The following is a 17789-nucleotide window of genomic DNA, read 5'->3' on the forward strand; positions in this document are numbered from 1 at the left end:
TGTCACTCAGACAATACTGACTGATCCGAAAATCTGGCAGGTTGCACGACTTCGTGCGTTGCGGGGGCACCGTCACACACCCAAAACAGAGTTGGGTGAATCAACATGTCATGTTTTCTTAAGTTGAAACTGAGATTCAGTGTCAAGTTGTCGCCTAATGGTCGGGGATTCCTCGTGAGAAGTCAAGCCTTCGAGAAGTTCTGATGCGATTAACCCCTCTCTCAAGAGTGTGTGGCGCCGGGTGGTGGCAAAAACTCTCGCAAACGCAGCGTTTATCGCCGACGGAACGCCACACTCTCGTGAGAGATGATGCAGAGAAAGGCGACGGCAACTTTTCGGACCAACGCGGCGTCGGTTCCAGTCACAAAGAAAAAGCCACGCTTCAGTGGATGAAGCGTGGCTTGAGGATCAATTCAATTCGCGTTGTTGAAACTCGATTAGAGGATCACGGTCTGTTCGCGGTCTGGACCGATCGAGATGAATCCGACTGGAGATTCCAGCAGTTCGGAAATCGTGTCGATGTACTCGCGGGCCTCTTTCGGGAAGTCCTCGAGTTTTCGAATTCCCGTGATGTCCTTCTTCCAGCCTTTGACTGTGCGATAAATCGGCTTGGCCGCCGCGAGATCGTCGATGTGGCTTGGGAAATTGGTCGTTCGTTCGCCATTGATTTCGTAGGCTTCGCAGATCTGGAGTTCATCCAGCTTGCTGAGCACATCCAGCAGCATGACTGCGATGCAGTCGATCCCGGAGATGCGAGCGCCGTGGCCGGTTGCCACTGCATCGAACCAACCGCAGCGACGAGGACGCCCGGTGACTGTGCCGAATTCATTTCCTTCCTTGCGGATGTGGTCACCGATTTCATTGACCAACTCTGTGGGGCATGGACCTCCACCAACGCGGGTGGTGTACGCTTTCACGACCCCGATCATGCGGTCGATTCTGCGTGCGGGGACGCCGCTTCCAACAGAAATTCCAACGCCGGAGCTATTGGAAGATGTGACGTATGGGAATGTCCCGTGGTCGACGTCGAGAAGGCTTCCCTGTGCTCCTTCGAACAGCAGGTTCTTCTTCTCTTTGAGCACTTGGTGCAGGTAAGCGGTCGTGTCGATGACAGTTCCTTTGAACTGTTCCGCAAGCTGCATGTATTCGTCGTAGATTTCATCCACGCTTGGAATTTCCGCGGATGGATCGAGTGCCTGGATGATCAGCTTCTTCTGCGGGACGACTTCTTCGAGTCGTTGGCGGAAGAACTCTGGTCGATACAGATCGCCCATGCGAATTGCGTGAGTTCGGCCGGTTTTGTCCCGGTAAGCGGTTCCGATGCCGCGCCCTGTGGTACCGATCGCGTTTTTGCCGCGAGCTTTTTCCAGACCTGCTTCTTCAATGATGTGATAGGGGAAGATCACGTGGGCGCGGTCGCTGATCAGGAGGTTGTCCCCAGCGACACCCTGTTCGCGGATGGTTGCCAGTTCTTTGAGGAGCGCCTTGGGGTTGATGACAACCCCGTTCCCGATGACGGAAGTCACACCTGGTCGGAGAATACCAGCTGGGAGAAGCGAGAGTTTATAGGTTTTGCCGTCGAATTTAACGGTATGGCCAGCATTATTGCCGCCCAGATAGCGACAGACCACTTCGTGTTGATCGGTCAAAAGATCGACGATTTTTCCTTTGGCCTCATCACCCCACTGTAGGCCCACCACCGCCGTTACCGACATCGCAAATTCCCGAACTCGTAGCAAAAACGATCATCCGCCTCACTGTTATCCGCGCAGGCGCAGACCGGAGGTACGGGGTCCGAGTGTAGCAGCAGGTCGGACTAATGTAGAGCGCCGCTGGGAATTTGCCGGAAATCGCTGATATTCGGTTGTTCCAGGGAGGCTGTTGAGTTCTGGATTCGCTGGAAGTGGAAATGCTGTTTGTGGTTGCGAATTGATGCCGGAGGCGGCGACGTCGAAAATCTATGGGATTTGGAGAAGCCTGTTCCAGAATCTGCGAGACTTAAATCCCGGGAAGAGGTTACAATTCACGAACCCATTTTTTTAATGCTTTCAGGTGGACGGTTGCCGATGCAGTTTTCTGATCGCCATTTTCGCAGCGGTTTTCGCCGAATTTCTCTGTTTTTGGGCCTGATGGGGGCGTTTTCCGGCATCGCTCTCGTGTCGCAATATGCTTTTTCACAAGAAGATGCGTCGAGTGCGCCTTCTACTCCATCTGAGATAAGCCAGCTCCCGGAAGTTTTTACCCGAGCGGTGCCAGCATCGCTGGATGAGCTTCGCGCGATTCAGGCTCATGTGACAAAACTGGTGCCAGGCCTCAAGGAATGCACCGTTAATGTGAGAATAGGCAATTCCCAAGGGACCGGTGTGATCGTCACAGGAGATGGGCTCATTCTTTCAGCGGCTCACGTGACCGGAACCCCCGGCAGCCACGTTGTCATCTTGATGGACGATGGAAGCACGGTCGAAGGGGTGACGTTAGGGCGGAACACAACTTTGGATGCCTCGATGGTGAAAATTACCTCTGTTGAGCGAACGGACTGGCCGCACCGTCCTCTCGCTACGGAAACTGTCGTCCCCGGAAACTGGTGTCTCACGCTGGGGCATCCCGGAGGCTATCGCAAAGAACGAGGTCTGGTTCTCCGACTCGGGCGAATCATCGAGCGAAATTCTTGGGTATTGCGGTCCGATTGTGAACTTGTTGGGGGCGATTCTGGTGGACCACTCTTCGATATGCGAGGTGAAGTGATTGGCATCAACACGCGAATTGGAGAGAGCACAACTGTCAATTTTCATGTTCCCGGTACAGCGTTTCAGCGAGATTGGGATCGATTGGTCGCTGGCGAGGACTTTAAAACGCACAGCGGAGCGTATCTCGGGGTCGGAGGGCAGGCTGCGGAAGGTAATGGGTTCTTGATCGAGATTGTAGAGCCCGATTCTCCCGCTGATCGACAAGGATTGAAAGTTGGGGATGTCATTAAAACCTTCCAGGGGCAGGAGGTTCCCAACATCGATCGTTTAATCGAACTGGTTGGAGAAGAAACTCCGGGGCGCACCGTGCGCTTGTCGATTCTTCGTGGTGAGGAAACGAAGACAGTTTCCGTTCGACTGGCGATGCGTTGGAATCGCTAGGATAACATTTCCCCAGTGACCAGGTGGTGCGCGAACTAATTCCTGCAGTGCTCGTCTCTTCTCTAGAGAGAGATGGAATCAGGATGATTGGCGCAATCGTCTTCCAGCTCATGGAGCTCAGCGTTCTCAGAACTGGTATCCATTTCGAGGATCAGCCGGAATTGCTAGCTTCTGTTGGTGTTAGGGAAGAGGATGTGGCAAGTCTGAGTTTGCGTATTTGATGTTCGGTTTGTCGCTGGGAGAGTCGTTTTCTCCACGAATCAAGCTGAGCGTGTAGATCTGGTAATCCAATTATGAATTCAACTGAAGTCCAGCTGCGGGAGATTCTGTCCCAACGTATTTTACTTCTGGATGGCGCCATGGGATCGATGATTCATGGCTACAATCCCACTGAAGCAGACTATCGAGGCTCGCTGTTCGCAAATCACCACATCGATTTGAAGAATGCGAGCGACGTGCTTTCGCTCACACAGCCCAAGATCATTCAAGAGATCCACGCCAAATATCTTGAAGCGGGTTCGGACATTATTGAAACGAACACGTTCGGCGCCACGTCCTTGATGCTCGAGGAATTTTCACTCGCAGAGTACACACGCGAGATGAATGTGAAATCCGTCGAGCTCGCCAAAGAGGTGGCTGATAAATTCACGAAGAAAGATCCTTCGAAGCCAAGGTTCGTTGCTGGAAGTATTGGACCAACAAAGTTTCAGTTGTCGTTCAATGCGGATCAGCCCGGCTTCCGCCCGGTCACTTTCGATCAAATGGCGGAATCTTATGCGGAGCAGGTCCGAGCCATGTTGGATGCCGGAGTTGATCTGCTGCTGCCTGAGACATCGTTCGATACGTTGAACATGAAGGCCTGCCTCTTCGCTATCGAGCAGGTCTTCAATGAACGACAGACGACTGTACCGGTCATCTGCTCAGGGACGATCTTTACCGGTGGCGTGACGCTGACTGGACAGACGCTGGAAGCCTTTCTTACATCGGTCGAGCACTTCCCGCTATTCGCTGTGGGGTTGAACTGTGCGCTCGGTCCCAAAGAAATGCGAAATTACCTTCAAACGGTGAGTGAGCGAGCAGACTGCTATGTCAGTTGCTATCCGAATGCAGGGATGCCTGACGGAATGGGAGGGTTCAATTCGACTCCCGACGAGTTTGGCAAAGTCATTCACGGGTTTGCGAAAGAAGGCTGGCTCAACATCGTTGGCGGATGCTGCGGCACAAATCCGGATTTCATTCGCAAGGCGGCCGAAGCCACTGCCGGTCTGAAGCCTCGACAGCAAACAAAGCGGTCCCGGAACTCCACATATAGCGGTGCAAAGCTGTTCGAACTTCGTCCGGACGCCAACTTCATGATGATTGGAGAGCGAACCAACGTGACCGGATCACGAAAGTTTGCTCGCCTGATTAAGGAGAAAAAGTACGAAGATGCTTTGGAAATCGCCATTTCCCAGGTAGACGGCGGGGCGAACGTCATCGACGTCAATATGGACGAAGGAATGTTGGACAGCAAGTTGGAGATGGTTCACTTCCTGAACCTTCTTGCTGACGAACCGAATGTCAACTCCGTCCCGGTGATGGTCGATAGTTCCAAATTCGACGTCATCGAAGCCGGGCTGAAATGTCTCAGCGGGAAGGGAATCGTCAACTCGATCAGCCTCAAGGAAGGTGAAGAAGCCTTCCTGCGTCATGCCCGACTCGTTCGTCAGTACGGCGCAGCAGTGGTCGTCATGGCCTTCGACGAAGAAGGACAGGCTGTCTTGGCCGACGACAAAGTTCGCATTTGCAAGCGAGCATTTAAACTGCTGACTGAAGAAGTTGGGTTTCCAGCTGAAGACATCATCTTCGACCCCAATATTCTGACCGTCGCAACAGGAATGGAAGAGCACAACAACTACGCTGTTGAGTTCTTCGACGCCGTTCGAAGAATCAAGGCGGAGTGTCCCGGCGCACGGACTTCAGGAGGAGTCAGTAACGTTTCCTTCTCGTTCCGCGGGAATGATGTTGTCCGTGAAGCGATGAACGCCTGCTTCCTGTACCACGCAATCGCCGCTGGTCTGGATATGGGAATTGTGAATGCCGGGCAGCTAGAGGTATACGACGAAGTCGAGCCGACTTTGCGAAAGTACATTGAAGACGTGCTGCTGAACCGCGATCCAGACGCGACCGATCGGCTCATTACGTACGCTGAGGAGATCAAAAATCGAGCCATCTCGGGCGGCGGGGACGTAGCAGATTCCACAGTAGCAGCGTGGCGCAACGAGAGTGTTGAAGAACGCCTGAGCCATTCTTTGCTCAAGGGGATTACTGAGTTTATTGAAGTGGATACCGAAGAGGCTCGCGTGAAATACGGGCGGCCCCTGAATGTGATCCAAGGTCCACTGATGGACGGCATGAAAATCGTCGGTGAGTTATTCGGCGCCGGGAAGATGTTCCTGCCGCAAGTGGTGAAGTCTGCCCGCGTGATGAAGAAGGCGGTTGCCTATCTGGAACCGTTCATGGAGGCAGAACGACTCGCTTCGGGTGAGCAAGCCTCTGTCAAGAGCACACGCGGAACGATCGTTCTGGCGACAGTCAAAGGTGACGTTCACGACATTGGGAAGAACATTGTCGGTGTCGTGTTGCGGTGTAATAACTTTGAGGTGATCGATCTGGGGGTGATGGTCTCCTGTGAGAACATTCTCAAGGCAGCCACAGAGCACAATGCCGATTTGATTGGTCTGTCGGGGCTGATTACCCCGTCTCTTGAAGAAATGATTTTCGTCGCGAAGGAAATGAGTCGCGAAGGTTTTCAGGTTCCGTTGTTGATCGGCGGAGCAACGACCAGTGCTCGACACACAGCGGTGAAGATCGCTCCACATTACAGCGAGCCGACGATTCATGTTATTGACGCATCGTTGACTGTTCCAGCAGTTGAGTCGCTCCTCGATCCTGATTCTAAACCTGCTTATGTTGAGAAAATTCGTACTCAACAGGACGGTGAACGCGAACGGTTTGCAGGACGCCAGGCCAGAGAACTGGTCACATTCGCTCAGGCCTGTGAGAGACGTTTTCAGACGGATTGGACGACGCTCGACTTGCCAAAAGTGAAGGGGATCGGGACGAAGACTCTCAGCAACTTCCCGATTGAAAAACTGATTCCATATATCGATTGGTCGCCGTTCTTCATGACCTGGGAACTCCGAGGGAAGTATCCGAAGATCTTTGATGATGCGGAAGTCGGGGTGGAAGCGAAGAAATTGTTTGACGATGCTCAGGTCATTCTGAAGCAATGTCTTCGCGATCAAACGCTGGTCGCCAACGGGGTCTATGGCTTCTGGCCGGCGAATTCGGACGGGGAAGACATCATCGTCTGGGAAGATGAAAGTCGTCAAAAAGAAGTGGCCCGGTTCCCAATGCTGCGACAGCAATGGGAACGAGTTGGACAGAAGGATTTCCGTTCTCTGGCAGACTACATCGCCCCTTTGGATTCCGGTCGCATTGATTCGATTGGTGCGTTCGCTGTTTCGACGGGCTTTGGATGCGATGAGCTGGCAGCGAAGTTTGAAGCAGAGCATGATGAATATAATTCCATCATGGTGAAGTCAGTCGCGGATCGACTCGCGGAGGCGTTCGCAGAATATCTGCATGCATTCGTGCGACAGGAAGTCTGGAACTACGAAAAAACTGATGAGTTGTCTGCAGAAGAATTGATTTCCGAAAAGTATCGCGGGATTCGTCCAGCGTTCGGGTATCCAGCTTGTCCAGACCATCTCCCGAAGAGGGACCTGTTCAAACTGCTGAATGCCACCGAACTAACGGGGATCAAGTTGACCGACTCATTGGCGATGTGGCCGGCAGCGTCTGTGAGTGGGTTATACTTCTCTCATCCGCAGTCTCGTTACTTCAGTGTTGATCGGTTGACTAAGGACCAAGTCGAAGATTACGCAGCACGTATGAAGCTCAGCGTGCCCGAAATTGAACGCTGGTTAGCCCCGAACTTAGGGTACTAAAGTCATTTTATAAAAATGAGCTTAATAAAATCGTCGCGATCGCTAATGAGATAGAAGAGTGCTCTTTAGTCGCGGCTGATTGAGGTTCATGCTTCTTACTTGTAACACCCCGCTGGACATTGTTCAGCGGGGTGTTTCGCTTTCTTGGCACCCGCGTCTCATCCATTTGTCACCGCCGAAAGATCAGGAGAAGACTTCTCCTCATTTCTGGTCGAACACCCGAAGGACACCGTGCAGCAATTCAATACACGACGAACTGAGAGGCTGCTGCAATATTGCGTGGCTCTCATTCAGCCTTCAGGTGTAGTCGGTTCCCTTAATCAGGATTCATGATAGGACAGGATGGGGAGAGTTCGTTATTGAACGTGGGGAGCGTAATGCCGACGAGATGGAGTCTCGTGGAAATCGAGTCTGTCAGCATTATATTCGACTCCGTGCCGCTCGCACGGACTTAGTCGTTCGTGGGGGGCACGGAACCTGCCTTGGCATCGCATCCGTTCTCAGTGGTGAACTCGAGTAAGACGTGCACACGTTGGTACTCTCGCCAGTCTGCATTTACCGACAATTGTGGAAATGGGAGCGTGTGGACAAATTGTTTGCTGGATCTATCTATAGAAATTAGTTTGTCCATTGCGAAGGAGTGTCTATTGGATAGGGAAATACCTGTTGATTGCCGCGTTTGTCGAGGGGATTTCCCGATCGATAAGAGGGGGGATTGCGAGTTTTGGAATTGTTCCCAAAAGTTACTGGATTTTTTCGAAGACGCATCTAGACGGGTTAACAAAGCTGCTCAAGAATGGCGCAAATTCTAGGCCACCTTATCGGGAGATTCCTTTCTTTGCTGGGCAGAGCACTGAATGTTGTCGGTCTTCATATCTACATAACGTGCGCACTTCCCTGCTTGCAAAGGCTTTTTTCGGCGTGATTCGCGAGTCGAATTCCGTTGCTGAAAACCCCATATTCGCATTCTTGAGAGGAGTGTGCATGACTAGCTGCAACGGGCTGCAGCTGAGTTTTTGAAAGAGAGTTCATAAATGGGTTTTACGTCTGCTGCCACAGGCACTGAATTGAATCATCGCCCTCAGCCTCAAGCACCTTGGACGATTCTAATCGTCGACGATCATCCCCTTGTCCGAAAAGGGATGACCACACTGATCGGTGTTGAAAGCGATTTGCAGGTTGTTGGTGAATGTGCAGAGATGCAGGAAGCCATTCGCTTGGTAGGAGAGCTTCATCCATCGCTGGTCATCGTCGACATCTCCCTGAAATCCGGGAACGGATTGGAGCTGATCAAACACCTCATCAACAACTATCCGCAGGTCAAGATGCTGGTCTGCTCGATGCACGATGAGTCGCTTTTTGCTGAGCGATGCTTGCGGGCTGGTGCTGGTGGATATCTGAACAAAGATGCGGCCGCCAGTTATCTCGTAACGGCCATACGCTCGATCCGCGAAGGCCGCGCATTTGTCAGCCCTGCGATGTCAGAGAAACTGCTGAGCCGCATTGTTGGGGGAGGGGCTTCCAACCAAGCTCCAATCGAAACATTGACCGACCGCGAACTCGAAGTATTCGGACTGATCGGGAATGGGCTCACGACTCGACAGATCTCCGAGCGATTGGGGCTGAGCTACAAAACAATCGAAAGCTATCGTGAAAACATCAAGGCGAAGCTGACTCTCAAGAACGCTGCCGAATTAAACAGGCACGCGGTGCAATGGGTTCTTGAAAGCTGCTGATTCAATAGCTGCAGTCATATGAGCCTGGCAGCGAAATAAAAAGGGTGCCTCACAGACGAGGCACCCTTTTTCGTTTCTTGGGGGTGAATCAGCTGGGGTGAATTTCGTCTGGTTTGGGCTTTGCTTCGCTCTCGTGGATCGGCTTCCGTTCAGGTTGCATCGCTTTATCTGCCCACCACTCAGCAGCTTCGGCATCCAGTTCGGCTTCCATGCGTTCACGGCTGACGGACCGCTGGCTCTTGACGAAAAATCGGTATCCGACGAACAGCGACAGGAAAATACCCCCCGTCAGAATGCCGAGCCAGAATTGGGTTCGAGAGGTCGCTGGATCCGCCTGAAGTGAGGGAGGAGGAGGGAGCGCTCGGACTCGTCCAATCAGAAGTGGCGCTCCACGTCGATTGTCGACCGCCTCATACCCCAGCAGCTTCAGGAAGTAGCCAGTGAAGTAAACGTCAGCACGAACGCTGGCACCTTCTGGGAAATTGGGCGGGATCTCGTCAGTGATGATCACATACGGCTTACCGCGAGATTCATCTGTGAATCCCCAGAGTTCGTAAACCTTAGTTACGCCAGCACTGTTTTCAGGTGTATCGTGCGACAGAACGCGTCGAACATGGAGCCGAAATGCAAACGGCTTTCCACGAGACTTGTCGGTCTGTTCCCAGAATTGCGTGAGAAATGGAGATTTGTGAGATCGGGATTCGACTTGCTCAAAGGATTGAGATCGAGCCCATTTGAAGAGACGCCAGTAAACCTGCATCTCTTCGATTTGCATCGCTGCTTTGTCGGAAATGTTACGAAACAGTTCGACTGTCGCGTTCCACTCCTCGGGATCGAGATCCGACGGGTTGTCGACGATTGCTTCAGTGCCGCGCGACACAAAGCTGGTCTGATCAGTGGAGGTGTTCCCGTCAGCCAGCGCTTTATTCTCGACAAGCCAGACCCATGATTCCGGGCGTGACGTGTGAGAAAGCATCAGCCCCACAAGCACGAGGAGAGCCGCCATTGACCCCAAGCGTCTCGCCTCGCGAGTACTCGGGATATAGGCCCGCGCCAACCTCTGGGAAATTCTGTTCCGCGACATGCTTATTTCAATTCAACAAAGCTCAATTTCTCAAGAGGTGTTCCCTCTGGAGTCTTCTGCTTTGAACAAACTGTCATGACAGACAAGAACGTTTCATAGTCGAGTTTTGGATCAACATGGAGCTGAACCGAATCGAATGCACCTGCCGGACTGGCAAGTACATTTTCCAGCTCTGAATTCAGAAGTGCAAGGCTTCCGTTGTCAATTGCTCCTCTCAGAAGAGGACGAGCACCAAAGACGAGTGAATCGAGCCGCCCGTTTGGCTGGGCCCGAAGCGTGAGGACGAGCGTTCCAGTTCCTGGGACGATACTACTTTCACCCCCACTGGTTCCCACGGCCGCTTGTTGTTGCACATTCGTGACAGCGACTGCTGGAGGGAGGTTGAGTGCAATCTGCCCTTCAATCGGTGAGGGGCGAAATGTCAGGATGAAGAACGTCAGCAGCTGGAATGCCATGTCCAGCATGGCTGCCATGTTCAGTTCAACTTCCTCATGACCCTTTTTTCTTCGACGTCTCATGCTTTTTTCACTTCCGCCGCGCTCATGGCTTTTAAGGAGAACTTACGGAAGCCACGTTTCTGGCACTCTGTGAAGACGTTGTTGATGTCCTTGAAGGAAACACCTTTGTCTGCCCGGATCACCACTGTGGTTGGTAATTCAGCATTGGGGTCCGCCTGGGCTGCTTTTGGAAGTTTCAATCGCGAGGCTCGTGCCTCGCGAACCAAAAACGGCTCCAGCTCGGTGACCTTTCCATAAATGATGAGCTGTCCCTGAGAGTCGATGTTGACGACAAGTACATCTTCTTCTCCCTTGGTGTCGATGGGTTGAGCTGAACCGATCACCGGAAGTTGTAGCGAAAGATCTAGCGCGGCCGCTTTGAAATTGATCACGAGCATAAAGAACGTGATCAGCTGGAACACCATATCCAGCATCGGCGTCAAATTTGGCTCGGCGGTTCGATCGTTGCCGACGCTGCCGCTCATGTCTATGTCCCGTTAGAGGAGAAGGAGTCAGTGAAAGTGACGCTTACTCAGCAGCAGCTTCTTGGCTGGATCCTTTTCCACGGTACATCGCATTCATTCGGCGAACGAAGACGTCGGCCATCAACATCGCTTCGCTGGTCAGAACAGAAATTCTGTTGCGGAACATGGCATAGAAGAAAATCGCGGGAATGGACAACGCCACCCCTTCGAAGGTCAGCAGCAACGCTTCGGAAATGGCGTCCGCAACCTCACCCGGATCGAGCGATTCCCCGGACAACGCAATCACGGAGAACGCGGAAATCATTCCTTTGAGGGTTCCCAAAAGTCCGATCATCGGTCCGAGTGTTCCCAGAACCGCCATCATGCTGATGCCCGCTTCGTACTTGGCAACCTTCACTTCAGCGGATCTGTCCATTGCTTCTCGAGCTTCGGGAAGTCCGTACTGCAATTCTGACATTCCCGTTGCCAACAGCGAGGCGAGCATGGATTCATCTGCTTTGGCGACACGGTAAATCCCCTGGAAGTCCCCGGCCTTCAGGAGCGTTTCGCACTCTTCCAGCAATGCTGGGGGAGCGATTGTTTGTGGACGCAACTCCATGTATTGCCGGAACACCATCGCGACGAAATAGATGGAGAGGAGGAGGATGATCGCCCCGATCCAACCTGACGAGTGAATCACCCAGGCAAGGTAGCTCTTTTGGGGGTGTGCTTTCGAATCCGGAGCGGCCGCTTCACCCGCTGCTTCAGGTGCAGCAGCAGGCGCCGCTTCTGCCGCAGGCGCCGCTGCGGGGGCTTCACCTTCAGCCTGGGCGTAGGCAATTTTGCTGCCAGTCAAGCAGGTGAACGCCAGCAAAGCAAAAGTGAAGCAAGCGATGACTGCGAATTTCGACGAATGGCGAAACATATTTCCACTTTCCGAAGGCGACGGATGCACACGAAAGGAGATGGGAGTTCTGACAAAGATCCGCTGTCATTGCGGAACGAATTTGGCCTCAAGTCCCCACGCTCGCAACGATTGTAGAAAACCGGTCGCGATCTCGGGAACTCCTCTTTACCTCACTGAGCGAACAGTAAGTTCGACTCACATTTCAAATTTTCCCTATGAATTTGAAACTTAGGTGAGTCGTTTCGCAACTCATCCGAATCATTCCGCCCGAATATTTTGTACAAAGAATGCCGCTGTCACTACGAATGTCAGCTTCAGTGAAAGTTGAACTGGCTGTTGCAACGTGGTTCGATAGACAAAAAGGCGTGATCTGAAACTGCTCCAGTCACGCCTTTTTCCAATTTTCTTTGATCAATTAAATTCAGCAATCAGTCTGGAATCTGAGATCCCGGAATGAGAGTGCACAGAATTGATTGTCAGGTCGAACTGATTTTTGCCAATTCGGAGCTTCCGATCACTCGTCCGTGACGCAACCTTCAGAAGCGCTCTTCACGTTCTTAATATACTTGTAAAGTGTTCCGCGAGTTGCTGGCAAAGGCGGAGCGACCCACGCTGCGCGCCGCTTCTGCATTTCTTCGTCCGAAATCGCCACGTTCACTTCGTTCGATTCCGCGTCGATGGTGATGACGTCGCCGTTCTGGACCAGTCCAATTGCTCCGCCGACCTGTGCTTCAGGTGTGACGTGCCCAATGATGAACCCGTGTGAACCGCCTGAGAAGCGACCGTCAGTGATCAGAGCGACTTTGTCTCCCAGTCCTGCACCCATCAATGCGCTTGTTGGTGTGAGCATTTCTGGCATCCCTGGACCTCCTTGAGGTCCTTCATAGCGGATGATGACCACTTCACCACCCTTGATCTCTTTGTTTTCCAGGCCGCGAAGCATGTCTTCTTCACGCTCGTAACAAAGGGCTGGGCCTGTGAAAATCAGTCCTTCTTTGCCAGTGATCTTGGCGACCGCTCCTTCTGGAGCGAGGTTGCCCCGCATGACTCGCAAGTGACCGGTCTTCTTGATCGGGTGCTCCAGATCGTGAACCACTTCCTGGCCACGCTTGAGTCCGACGACATTTTCCAGATTTTCGCCGAGAGTCTTGCCGGTGACAGTCAGGCAGTCGCCGTTGATGAAACCTGCGTCCAGTAGGTATTTCAGCACAGCGGGTGTTCCCCCGACGTCGTGGAGATCTTCCATGACGAACCGACCCGATGGCTTCAAGTCGGCGAGGAATGGAACCCTGTCAGAAACGCTCTGGAAATCGTCGATTGTGAGCTGAACGTTGACACTGCGAGCAATTGCAATCAGGTGCAACACCGCATTGGTCGACCCACCGAGAGCCATGGTGATGACCATCGCGTTCTCGAGGGCAGCCCGTGTGATGATATCAGTCGGCTTGATGTCTTTTTCGAGCAGGTTCCGAATCGCTGCCCCGGCATCGAAGCACTCTTGGTATTTGCCGGGATCAGTCGCTGGCGTGGACGAAGAGTAGGGAAGTGACATTCCCATCGCTTCGATCGCACTGGACATTGTGTTTGCTGTGTACATTCCCCCGCAGGCGCCAGCCCCCGGGCAGGCATTGCGGATGACATCCTGGCGCTCTTCATCAGTGATCGAACCGGAGAGGTATTCCCCGTAAGCCTGAAAAGCGGAGACGATATCGAGCTTGGAATTTCGAGACTTTTTGCCGCAGCCGGGCTTGATTGTTCCCCCGTATACCATCAGCGATGGACGGTTCACTCGTCCCATGGCCATAATGCAGCCTGGCATGTTCTTGTCACAACCGGGCAGCGTAATCAAGCCGTCGTACCACTGGGCCCCCATGACAGTTTCGATGGAGTCGGCAATGAGGTCTCGGGACTGCAGGGAGTAGCTCATCCCTTCGGTACCCATGGAAATTCCGTCGCTCACACCGATTGTGTTGAATCGCATTCCGACGAGATCAGCAGCCACGACTCCTTCTTTGACCTTGCTGGCCAGGTCGAGCAAGTGCATGTTGCACGAGTTCCCTTCGTACCAGCAGCTGGCGATCCCGACTTGCCCGCGATTCATGTCTTCTTCGGTCATCCCGGTGCCGTACAACATCGCTTGTGATGCACCTTGCGAGCGAGGTTGGGTAATTCGGGACGATACTTTGTTGAGCTGTGTCATGGCTGGCTTTAATCGATCAATAAGAATGGAAGCGTGGCAGACATTTTATCGGCGCACCCAGCGTCGATCGTTTCCTGCATGCAACGCCATCGGGTTGCCTGAAGGTGAGGCGACGAAGGATTTAGTTTGACGAATCGCTAATATCCCGTCGAGCGCTCAGCGGAAAGAAATTGTATGGAGACATGGTGACCGAATCAGGTTTGGTGCGTAACCGGTTACACTGAATGCTCAGTGGGTCGCAACCGATTTCGTCACAGAGTCTTAAGTGAGTTTTGGATTAAGCTTGAGTCGGAATTGGTGCCCCCTGTTCGGGAACTTTGAAGGCGACACACTCCAATTGATATGAATTGCGTGATCGCAACGAATACACCCGTGGCTGGCTGGGTGAGGAATCAGAAAACGACCGGGCTTTACCTACGAATGCAAAAAGAGTCGTGGAAAGCCGACGGCATTTCGTTCTGGCGCAAGGCTCGCGAAGGTCAAACAACGAGTACACGACTGTCGTGCGAGGCGACGAATTGCCGGCGTGAATTATCTGCAGAAGAGGACACGCATCGGGGGGCGTCAAGTCAAATCGGCATCGACTATATCGACTATTTTGTGGAAGGCCGGGCTTTCACGAGTGCACCGATGGGAACTTCTGGCCAGACGGCCCCACGTTGCTCAACCTGAACCAGAACGACATTGTCGAACTCCCCGGACTTGAGTGATTCGGTTTGCGGAGCGACTCGAGTGACTTCTCCGGCCCGCGTTACATTGCCTGGGAATGTGAGCGTCACTGGTGTGCCGACCTGAAATTCGGGTGTCGACTGAGAGGGAACATGTACGACGAGGTACCGCTTCGACGAATCCAGCAGTTCAACGATGTCGTCACCCGGCTTTAGGCGGTCACCCGGTTGAACTTTAAAGACGCCGACCAGGCCAATTGCTGGTGAACTGACTGTCATTCCGCTGGTCTGTGCTTCCAGTTGCTTCAATTCAGCCTCGGCGCTTGAAAGCTGGCCGCGAGCCACGTCCACTCCGACTTTTTGCTGAATCTTCTGCGGCAATTCTGCCTTGAGGGCAACGAGACTTGTTTCACGCTCACCGCAGATTTCAACCTGAGCTGCAGAAACCTCTGCGGCGTTCGCAGCGGCTTCCAGCTGAGCAACGGTCTGCAGTCGATCTGGAGTCGAAATGTCCTGTGTCAGCGAGACTTCTTCGAGTGACGCAGACTGAGTGCCGGGAGGGACGGTCGACTTTTGAGCCAAAGTCTCTGTCAGCATTGTTCGTTGCAACTCAAAGTCGTACTTCTCTTTCAGGTACGAAGCCGACTTCAGCTGAATTTCACAGATTTCAGCTTCCAGTCCCTGAATTCGCCACTTCAACTCGAGTTCAGCTTCTGCTTCCGCACGGGAGAGCTCGGATTGAAGGACCGAAATCCGATTCCGTTTTTCTTCCAACTGGCGATGGAGCAAGTCGTCTCTCAGGACGAGCAACACATCGCCAATTCGGACAGGGGCTCCCTCTTTGATAGTCAGTGAGTCGACAGTGCTTTCCGTGTGAGCTTTGATGAACGTACTGCGAACCGCAAGGTAACCAGCACATTCCGGTCCTCGCGGCCTCTCAACCCACCATGAAAGTGCCGCACCTGCAGCCAGAGCCATGCCAGCGAAAAGCGCGATTCGGCTAGGTTTGGCGGGAAGTTCAGGGCAGTGATTTGAATGATGAGACATATGCGATCAAACATGGCGAGAAGTGGTGGCGGATCTCAGGCCAGCCAATATTCGATCGGTTCGTTTGCGATCGCGAAATCGCGGCGAGTCGCAAGTTTGGACGCAATCCGACTCGGAACTCGATTTTCAGTCCTACGAACCACAGGAACATTGAACGTGGAGCAGCCCGAAAACTCTTCCTCAATTGCCTCGTGCGACTAGCTGAGTCAAATTAGAGCGTGGGAACCGAGAGAAAAGCCAACTTCGAATCTGCCATGACTTTTCAGAAAGCTTTTGAAATGACGTCGATTTTCGCATGAATTCACGACCGATTCCGTTATTTGCCTAACATGACCGGCTCTCTCCTGACAATTGATTTTCAACTGCTTAGAATTCATTCTCGAATTGAGTCTACTTTTCGTTTTCAATTGACTTGTTCCGTGTCGCGAATGCCTCCGTTGAACCCATGAACGAGGCCACTGGACAAGAACAGCATAACTTGCACTGAACGTTTTATTGATACGGGGAATCCATGCAAAAAGTTGAACTTGTGACCGGTCCAGGAGTCCCGCTCGTTTTGGACGATATCGACACCGATCGGATCATTCCTGCTCGATTCCTCCGCTGCGTGACATTTGAGGGCATTGGCGAACACGCTTTCGAAGACGATCGCGAACAGGACCCGGCGCATCCCTTTAATCAGGAACAGTTTCGGCAAGGGAAAGTGTTGGTTTCCGGACGCAACTTTGGCTGCGGATCCAGCCGCGAGCACGCACCTCAGTCTCTCATGAGATGGGGGATTCAAGCTGTTATCGCAGAGTCGTTCGCCGAGATTTTCTTCGGAAACTGCGTCGCACTCGGCGTTCCGCCAGTTTGTGCCTCCCGAGGCGATCTGGAAAAGCTCTCCGCTGCCATTACAGCGGACCCGACTCTCGAAATTGCGGTCGACCTCAACGCCAAGCAAGTACGCTATGGAAGTGAATCTTTTTCAGTTGAGATCCCGGAGAGTGCACGAGATGCGTTTGTTACCGGGCAATGGGATTTCTTGGGGCAACTGCTTGAGAATCGTCCGAAGATTGAATCGAAAATGCAGCAACTCCCGTATTTGCAAGGCTTTGGCGCTGTCTAGCGAGCACAATCCTTGGTAAAGGATTGTGCTCGCTTCGAGGCGGTCCGCTGCCGCGGGGCAATTGCTCGAGCGGGCAATTGCGTTCTGGTGAAATAAGAAAATCCTCGCGGGTCAATGTGACCGGCGAGGATTTTTGTTTTGAGCTGTGGGCGAGGCTGTTGCAGCGAGAAGAAACATTAAGGATTCTAGTCGCTGCGTAACTCGTCGCCGGTAATGTCATTTTCGGAGACAGTTTCGTTAGTTGTTGTAGCTGACACGGTTTGCGCCTGCTTCAGGAGTTGCGCCGCGATCACAGGTGATGTCGTTTTGCCCATCACAATAGTCGGCTGCATCTTGGAAGCATGATCCCGCACTGGAGCCTTTGTGGCCACAGAATCCGCTGAATACAAACGACTGATTCATGCTTCCGAAGGCGGAGCCGACATCTTCAAGTTCGTTGTTGATGCCGTTTGCGACTTCGGCCAGTCCAACGATGACTCCGATTACGAGAATTGTCGAGATCAGGACAAGTTCTGCGGAGACGATGAAACCGGCTTCGTCATCTAAGAGATGGTTTAGGGTAGTGGACATCTTGTGGCTTTCTGCTGTGTAGAGATTTGAGAGTTCTGCAGCCACGTGCTTTGGTGGAAGCTGGATGTGGCGATTCTCTGTAAAGCAGCACTGATGCCAAGAATGTTGTACAGGCTGTTAGGAGCTGTATGGACATAGATGTAAGCTGTTTATTTGTCGAGGATTAGATGAGTTTTAGAATTGAATAGAATACGGGGTAGTGTCACTGGGCTAATAGAGGTTTTGTTGCTGTTTGGCTACGTGGGGCAGCGGTTGATACTTTCGAGGTTCTGTAACATGTGGTGTTGTCGTGTGTTGCGCCGTGTTGATTTAAGGCAGCGTGGAAGAGGGGGTTTTGGAAACCTTGGGGTGCCGGTTGAGAGGTGGGTAAAAGGGTAGGGTTAATGGG

The 17789-nt window shown here is 52.7% G+C and carries 12 protein-coding genes; 4 read left to right on the forward strand and 8 right to left on the reverse strand.

The annotated features are described in order from the left end of the window. Positions 1-437 precede the first annotated feature (437 nt). Entirely contained in the window at positions 438-1715 is a 1278-nt protein-coding gene (locus SH668x_RS07010) for an adenylosuccinate synthase (RefSeq protein WP_437187987.1), read from the reverse strand. A gap of 351 nt (positions 1716-2066) precedes the next feature. Between SH668x_RS07010 and SH668x_RS07015 the strand changes: the two genes are divergently transcribed. The 3 genes from SH668x_RS07015 (at position 2067) to SH668x_RS07025 (ending at position 8856) form a co-directional block, all read left to right on the forward strand. Continuing rightward, positions 2067-3128, forward strand: a complete 1062-nt coding sequence (locus SH668x_RS07015) for a S1C family serine protease (protein ID WP_437187988.1) — start codon at positions 2067-2069, stop codon at positions 3126-3128. A gap of 293 nt (positions 3129-3421) precedes the next feature. Beyond that, positions 3422-7120, forward strand: a complete 3699-nt coding sequence (metH, locus tag SH668x_RS07020; RefSeq protein ID WP_437187989.1) for a methionine synthase — start codon at positions 3422-3424, stop codon at positions 7118-7120. Between the two features lie 1034 nt (positions 7121-8154). Beyond that, the gene (locus SH668x_RS07025; RefSeq protein ID WP_437187990.1) at positions 8155-8856 is read left to right on the forward strand and encodes a response regulator transcription factor; all 702 of its coding nucleotides are present in this window, start codon (positions 8155-8157) and stop codon (positions 8854-8856) included. A gap of 88 nt (positions 8857-8944) precedes the next feature. Here SH668x_RS07025 and SH668x_RS07030 read toward each other — a convergent pair whose 3' ends face one another. The 6 genes from SH668x_RS07030 to SH668x_RS07055 all read right to left on the reverse strand — a co-directional run bounded on the left by SH668x_RS07030 (position 8945) and on the right by SH668x_RS07055 (position 15723). Beyond that, the gene (locus SH668x_RS07030) at positions 8945-9940 is read right to left on the reverse strand and encodes a hypothetical protein (RefSeq protein ID WP_437187991.1); all 996 of its coding nucleotides are present in this window, start codon (positions 9938-9940) and stop codon (positions 8945-8947) included. Between the two features lie 2 nt (positions 9941-9942). Beyond that, positions 9943-10458, reverse strand: a complete 516-nt coding sequence (locus SH668x_RS07035; protein WP_437187992.1) for an ExbD/TolR family protein — start codon at positions 10456-10458, stop codon at positions 9943-9945. After that, a complete protein-coding gene (locus SH668x_RS07040; RefSeq protein WP_437187993.1) occupies positions 10455-10922 on the reverse strand; it encodes an ExbD/TolR family protein in 468 nt (155 codons plus the stop codon). The genes SH668x_RS07035 and SH668x_RS07040 overlap by 4 nt, the downstream gene beginning before the upstream one ends. A 43-nt stretch (positions 10923-10965) precedes the next feature. After that, positions 10966-11826, reverse strand: a complete 861-nt coding sequence (locus SH668x_RS07045) for a MotA/TolQ/ExbB proton channel family protein (protein WP_437187994.1) — start codon at positions 11824-11826, stop codon at positions 10966-10968. A gap of 496 nt (positions 11827-12322) precedes the next feature. Then, positions 12323-14008: a dihydroxy-acid dehydratase gene (ilvD, locus tag SH668x_RS07050; RefSeq protein ID WP_437187995.1), complete on the reverse strand. Its 1686-nt coding sequence runs from the start codon at positions 14006-14008 to the stop codon at positions 12323-12325. 593 nt (positions 14009-14601) lie between these two features. Further along, positions 14602-15723: an HlyD family secretion protein gene (locus SH668x_RS07055; protein ID WP_437187996.1), complete on the reverse strand. Its 1122-nt coding sequence runs from the start codon at positions 15721-15723 to the stop codon at positions 14602-14604. 511 nt (positions 15724-16234) lie between these two features. On the opposite strand from SH668x_RS07055, the gene leuD reads away from it, so the two are divergent. Further along, positions 16235-16831, forward strand: a complete 597-nt coding sequence (leuD, locus tag SH668x_RS07060) for a 3-isopropylmalate dehydratase small subunit (protein ID WP_437187997.1) — start codon at positions 16235-16237, stop codon at positions 16829-16831. A gap of 237 nt (positions 16832-17068) precedes the next feature. Here the strand turns inward: leuD and SH668x_RS07065 are convergent, their stop codons facing one another. Further along, positions 17069-17401 (reverse strand): branched-chain amino acid aminotransferase, encoded by a 333-nt coding sequence (locus tag SH668x_RS07065; RefSeq protein ID WP_437187998.1) that lies wholly within the window; start codon positions 17399-17401, stop codon positions 17069-17071. Between the last annotated feature and the right edge of the window lie 388 nt (positions 17402-17789).

This window comes from Planctomicrobium mucosum (genome assembly GCF_051466335.1).
Taxonomy (GTDB): domain Bacteria; phylum Planctomycetota; class Planctomycetia; order Planctomycetales; family Planctomycetaceae; genus Planctomicrobium.

Coding starts and splice junctions, on each gene's coding strand:
- SH668x_RS07030 (WP_437187991.1), bottom strand. CDS start 9,940: ATGTCGCGGAACAGAATTTCCCAGAGGTTGGCGCGGGCCTATATCCCG.
- ilvD (WP_437187995.1), bottom strand. CDS start 14,008: ATGACACAGCTCAACAAAGTATCGTCCCGAATTACCCAACCTCGCTCG.
- SH668x_RS07010 (WP_437187987.1), bottom strand. CDS start 1,715: ATGTCGGTAACGGCGGTGGTGGGCCTACAGTGGGGTGATGAGGCCAAA.
- SH668x_RS07035 (WP_437187992.1), bottom strand. CDS start 10,458: ATGAGACGTCGAAGAAAAAAGGGTCATGAGGAAGTTGAACTGAACATG.
- SH668x_RS07015 (WP_437187988.1), top strand. CDS start 2,067: ATGCAGTTTTCTGATCGCCATTTTCGCAGCGGTTTTCGCCGAATTTCT.
- leuD (WP_437187997.1), top strand. CDS start 16,235: ATGCAAAAAGTTGAACTTGTGACCGGTCCAGGAGTCCCGCTCGTTTTG.
- SH668x_RS07040 (WP_437187993.1), bottom strand. CDS start 10,922: ATGAGCGGCAGCGTCGGCAACGATCGAACCGCCGAGCCAAATTTGACG.
- metH (WP_437187989.1), top strand. CDS start 3,422: ATGAATTCAACTGAAGTCCAGCTGCGGGAGATTCTGTCCCAACGTATT.
- SH668x_RS07025 (WP_437187990.1), top strand. CDS start 8,155: ATGGGTTTTACGTCTGCTGCCACAGGCACTGAATTGAATCATCGCCCT.
- SH668x_RS07065 (WP_437187998.1), bottom strand. CDS start 17,401: ATGTCCACTACCCTAAACCATCTCTTAGATGACGAAGCCGGTTTCATC.
- SH668x_RS07045 (WP_437187994.1), bottom strand. CDS start 11,826: ATGTTTCGCCATTCGTCGAAATTCGCAGTCATCGCTTGCTTCACTTTT.
- SH668x_RS07055 (WP_437187996.1), bottom strand. CDS start 15,723: ATGTCTCATCATTCAAATCACTGCCCTGAACTTCCCGCCAAACCTAGC.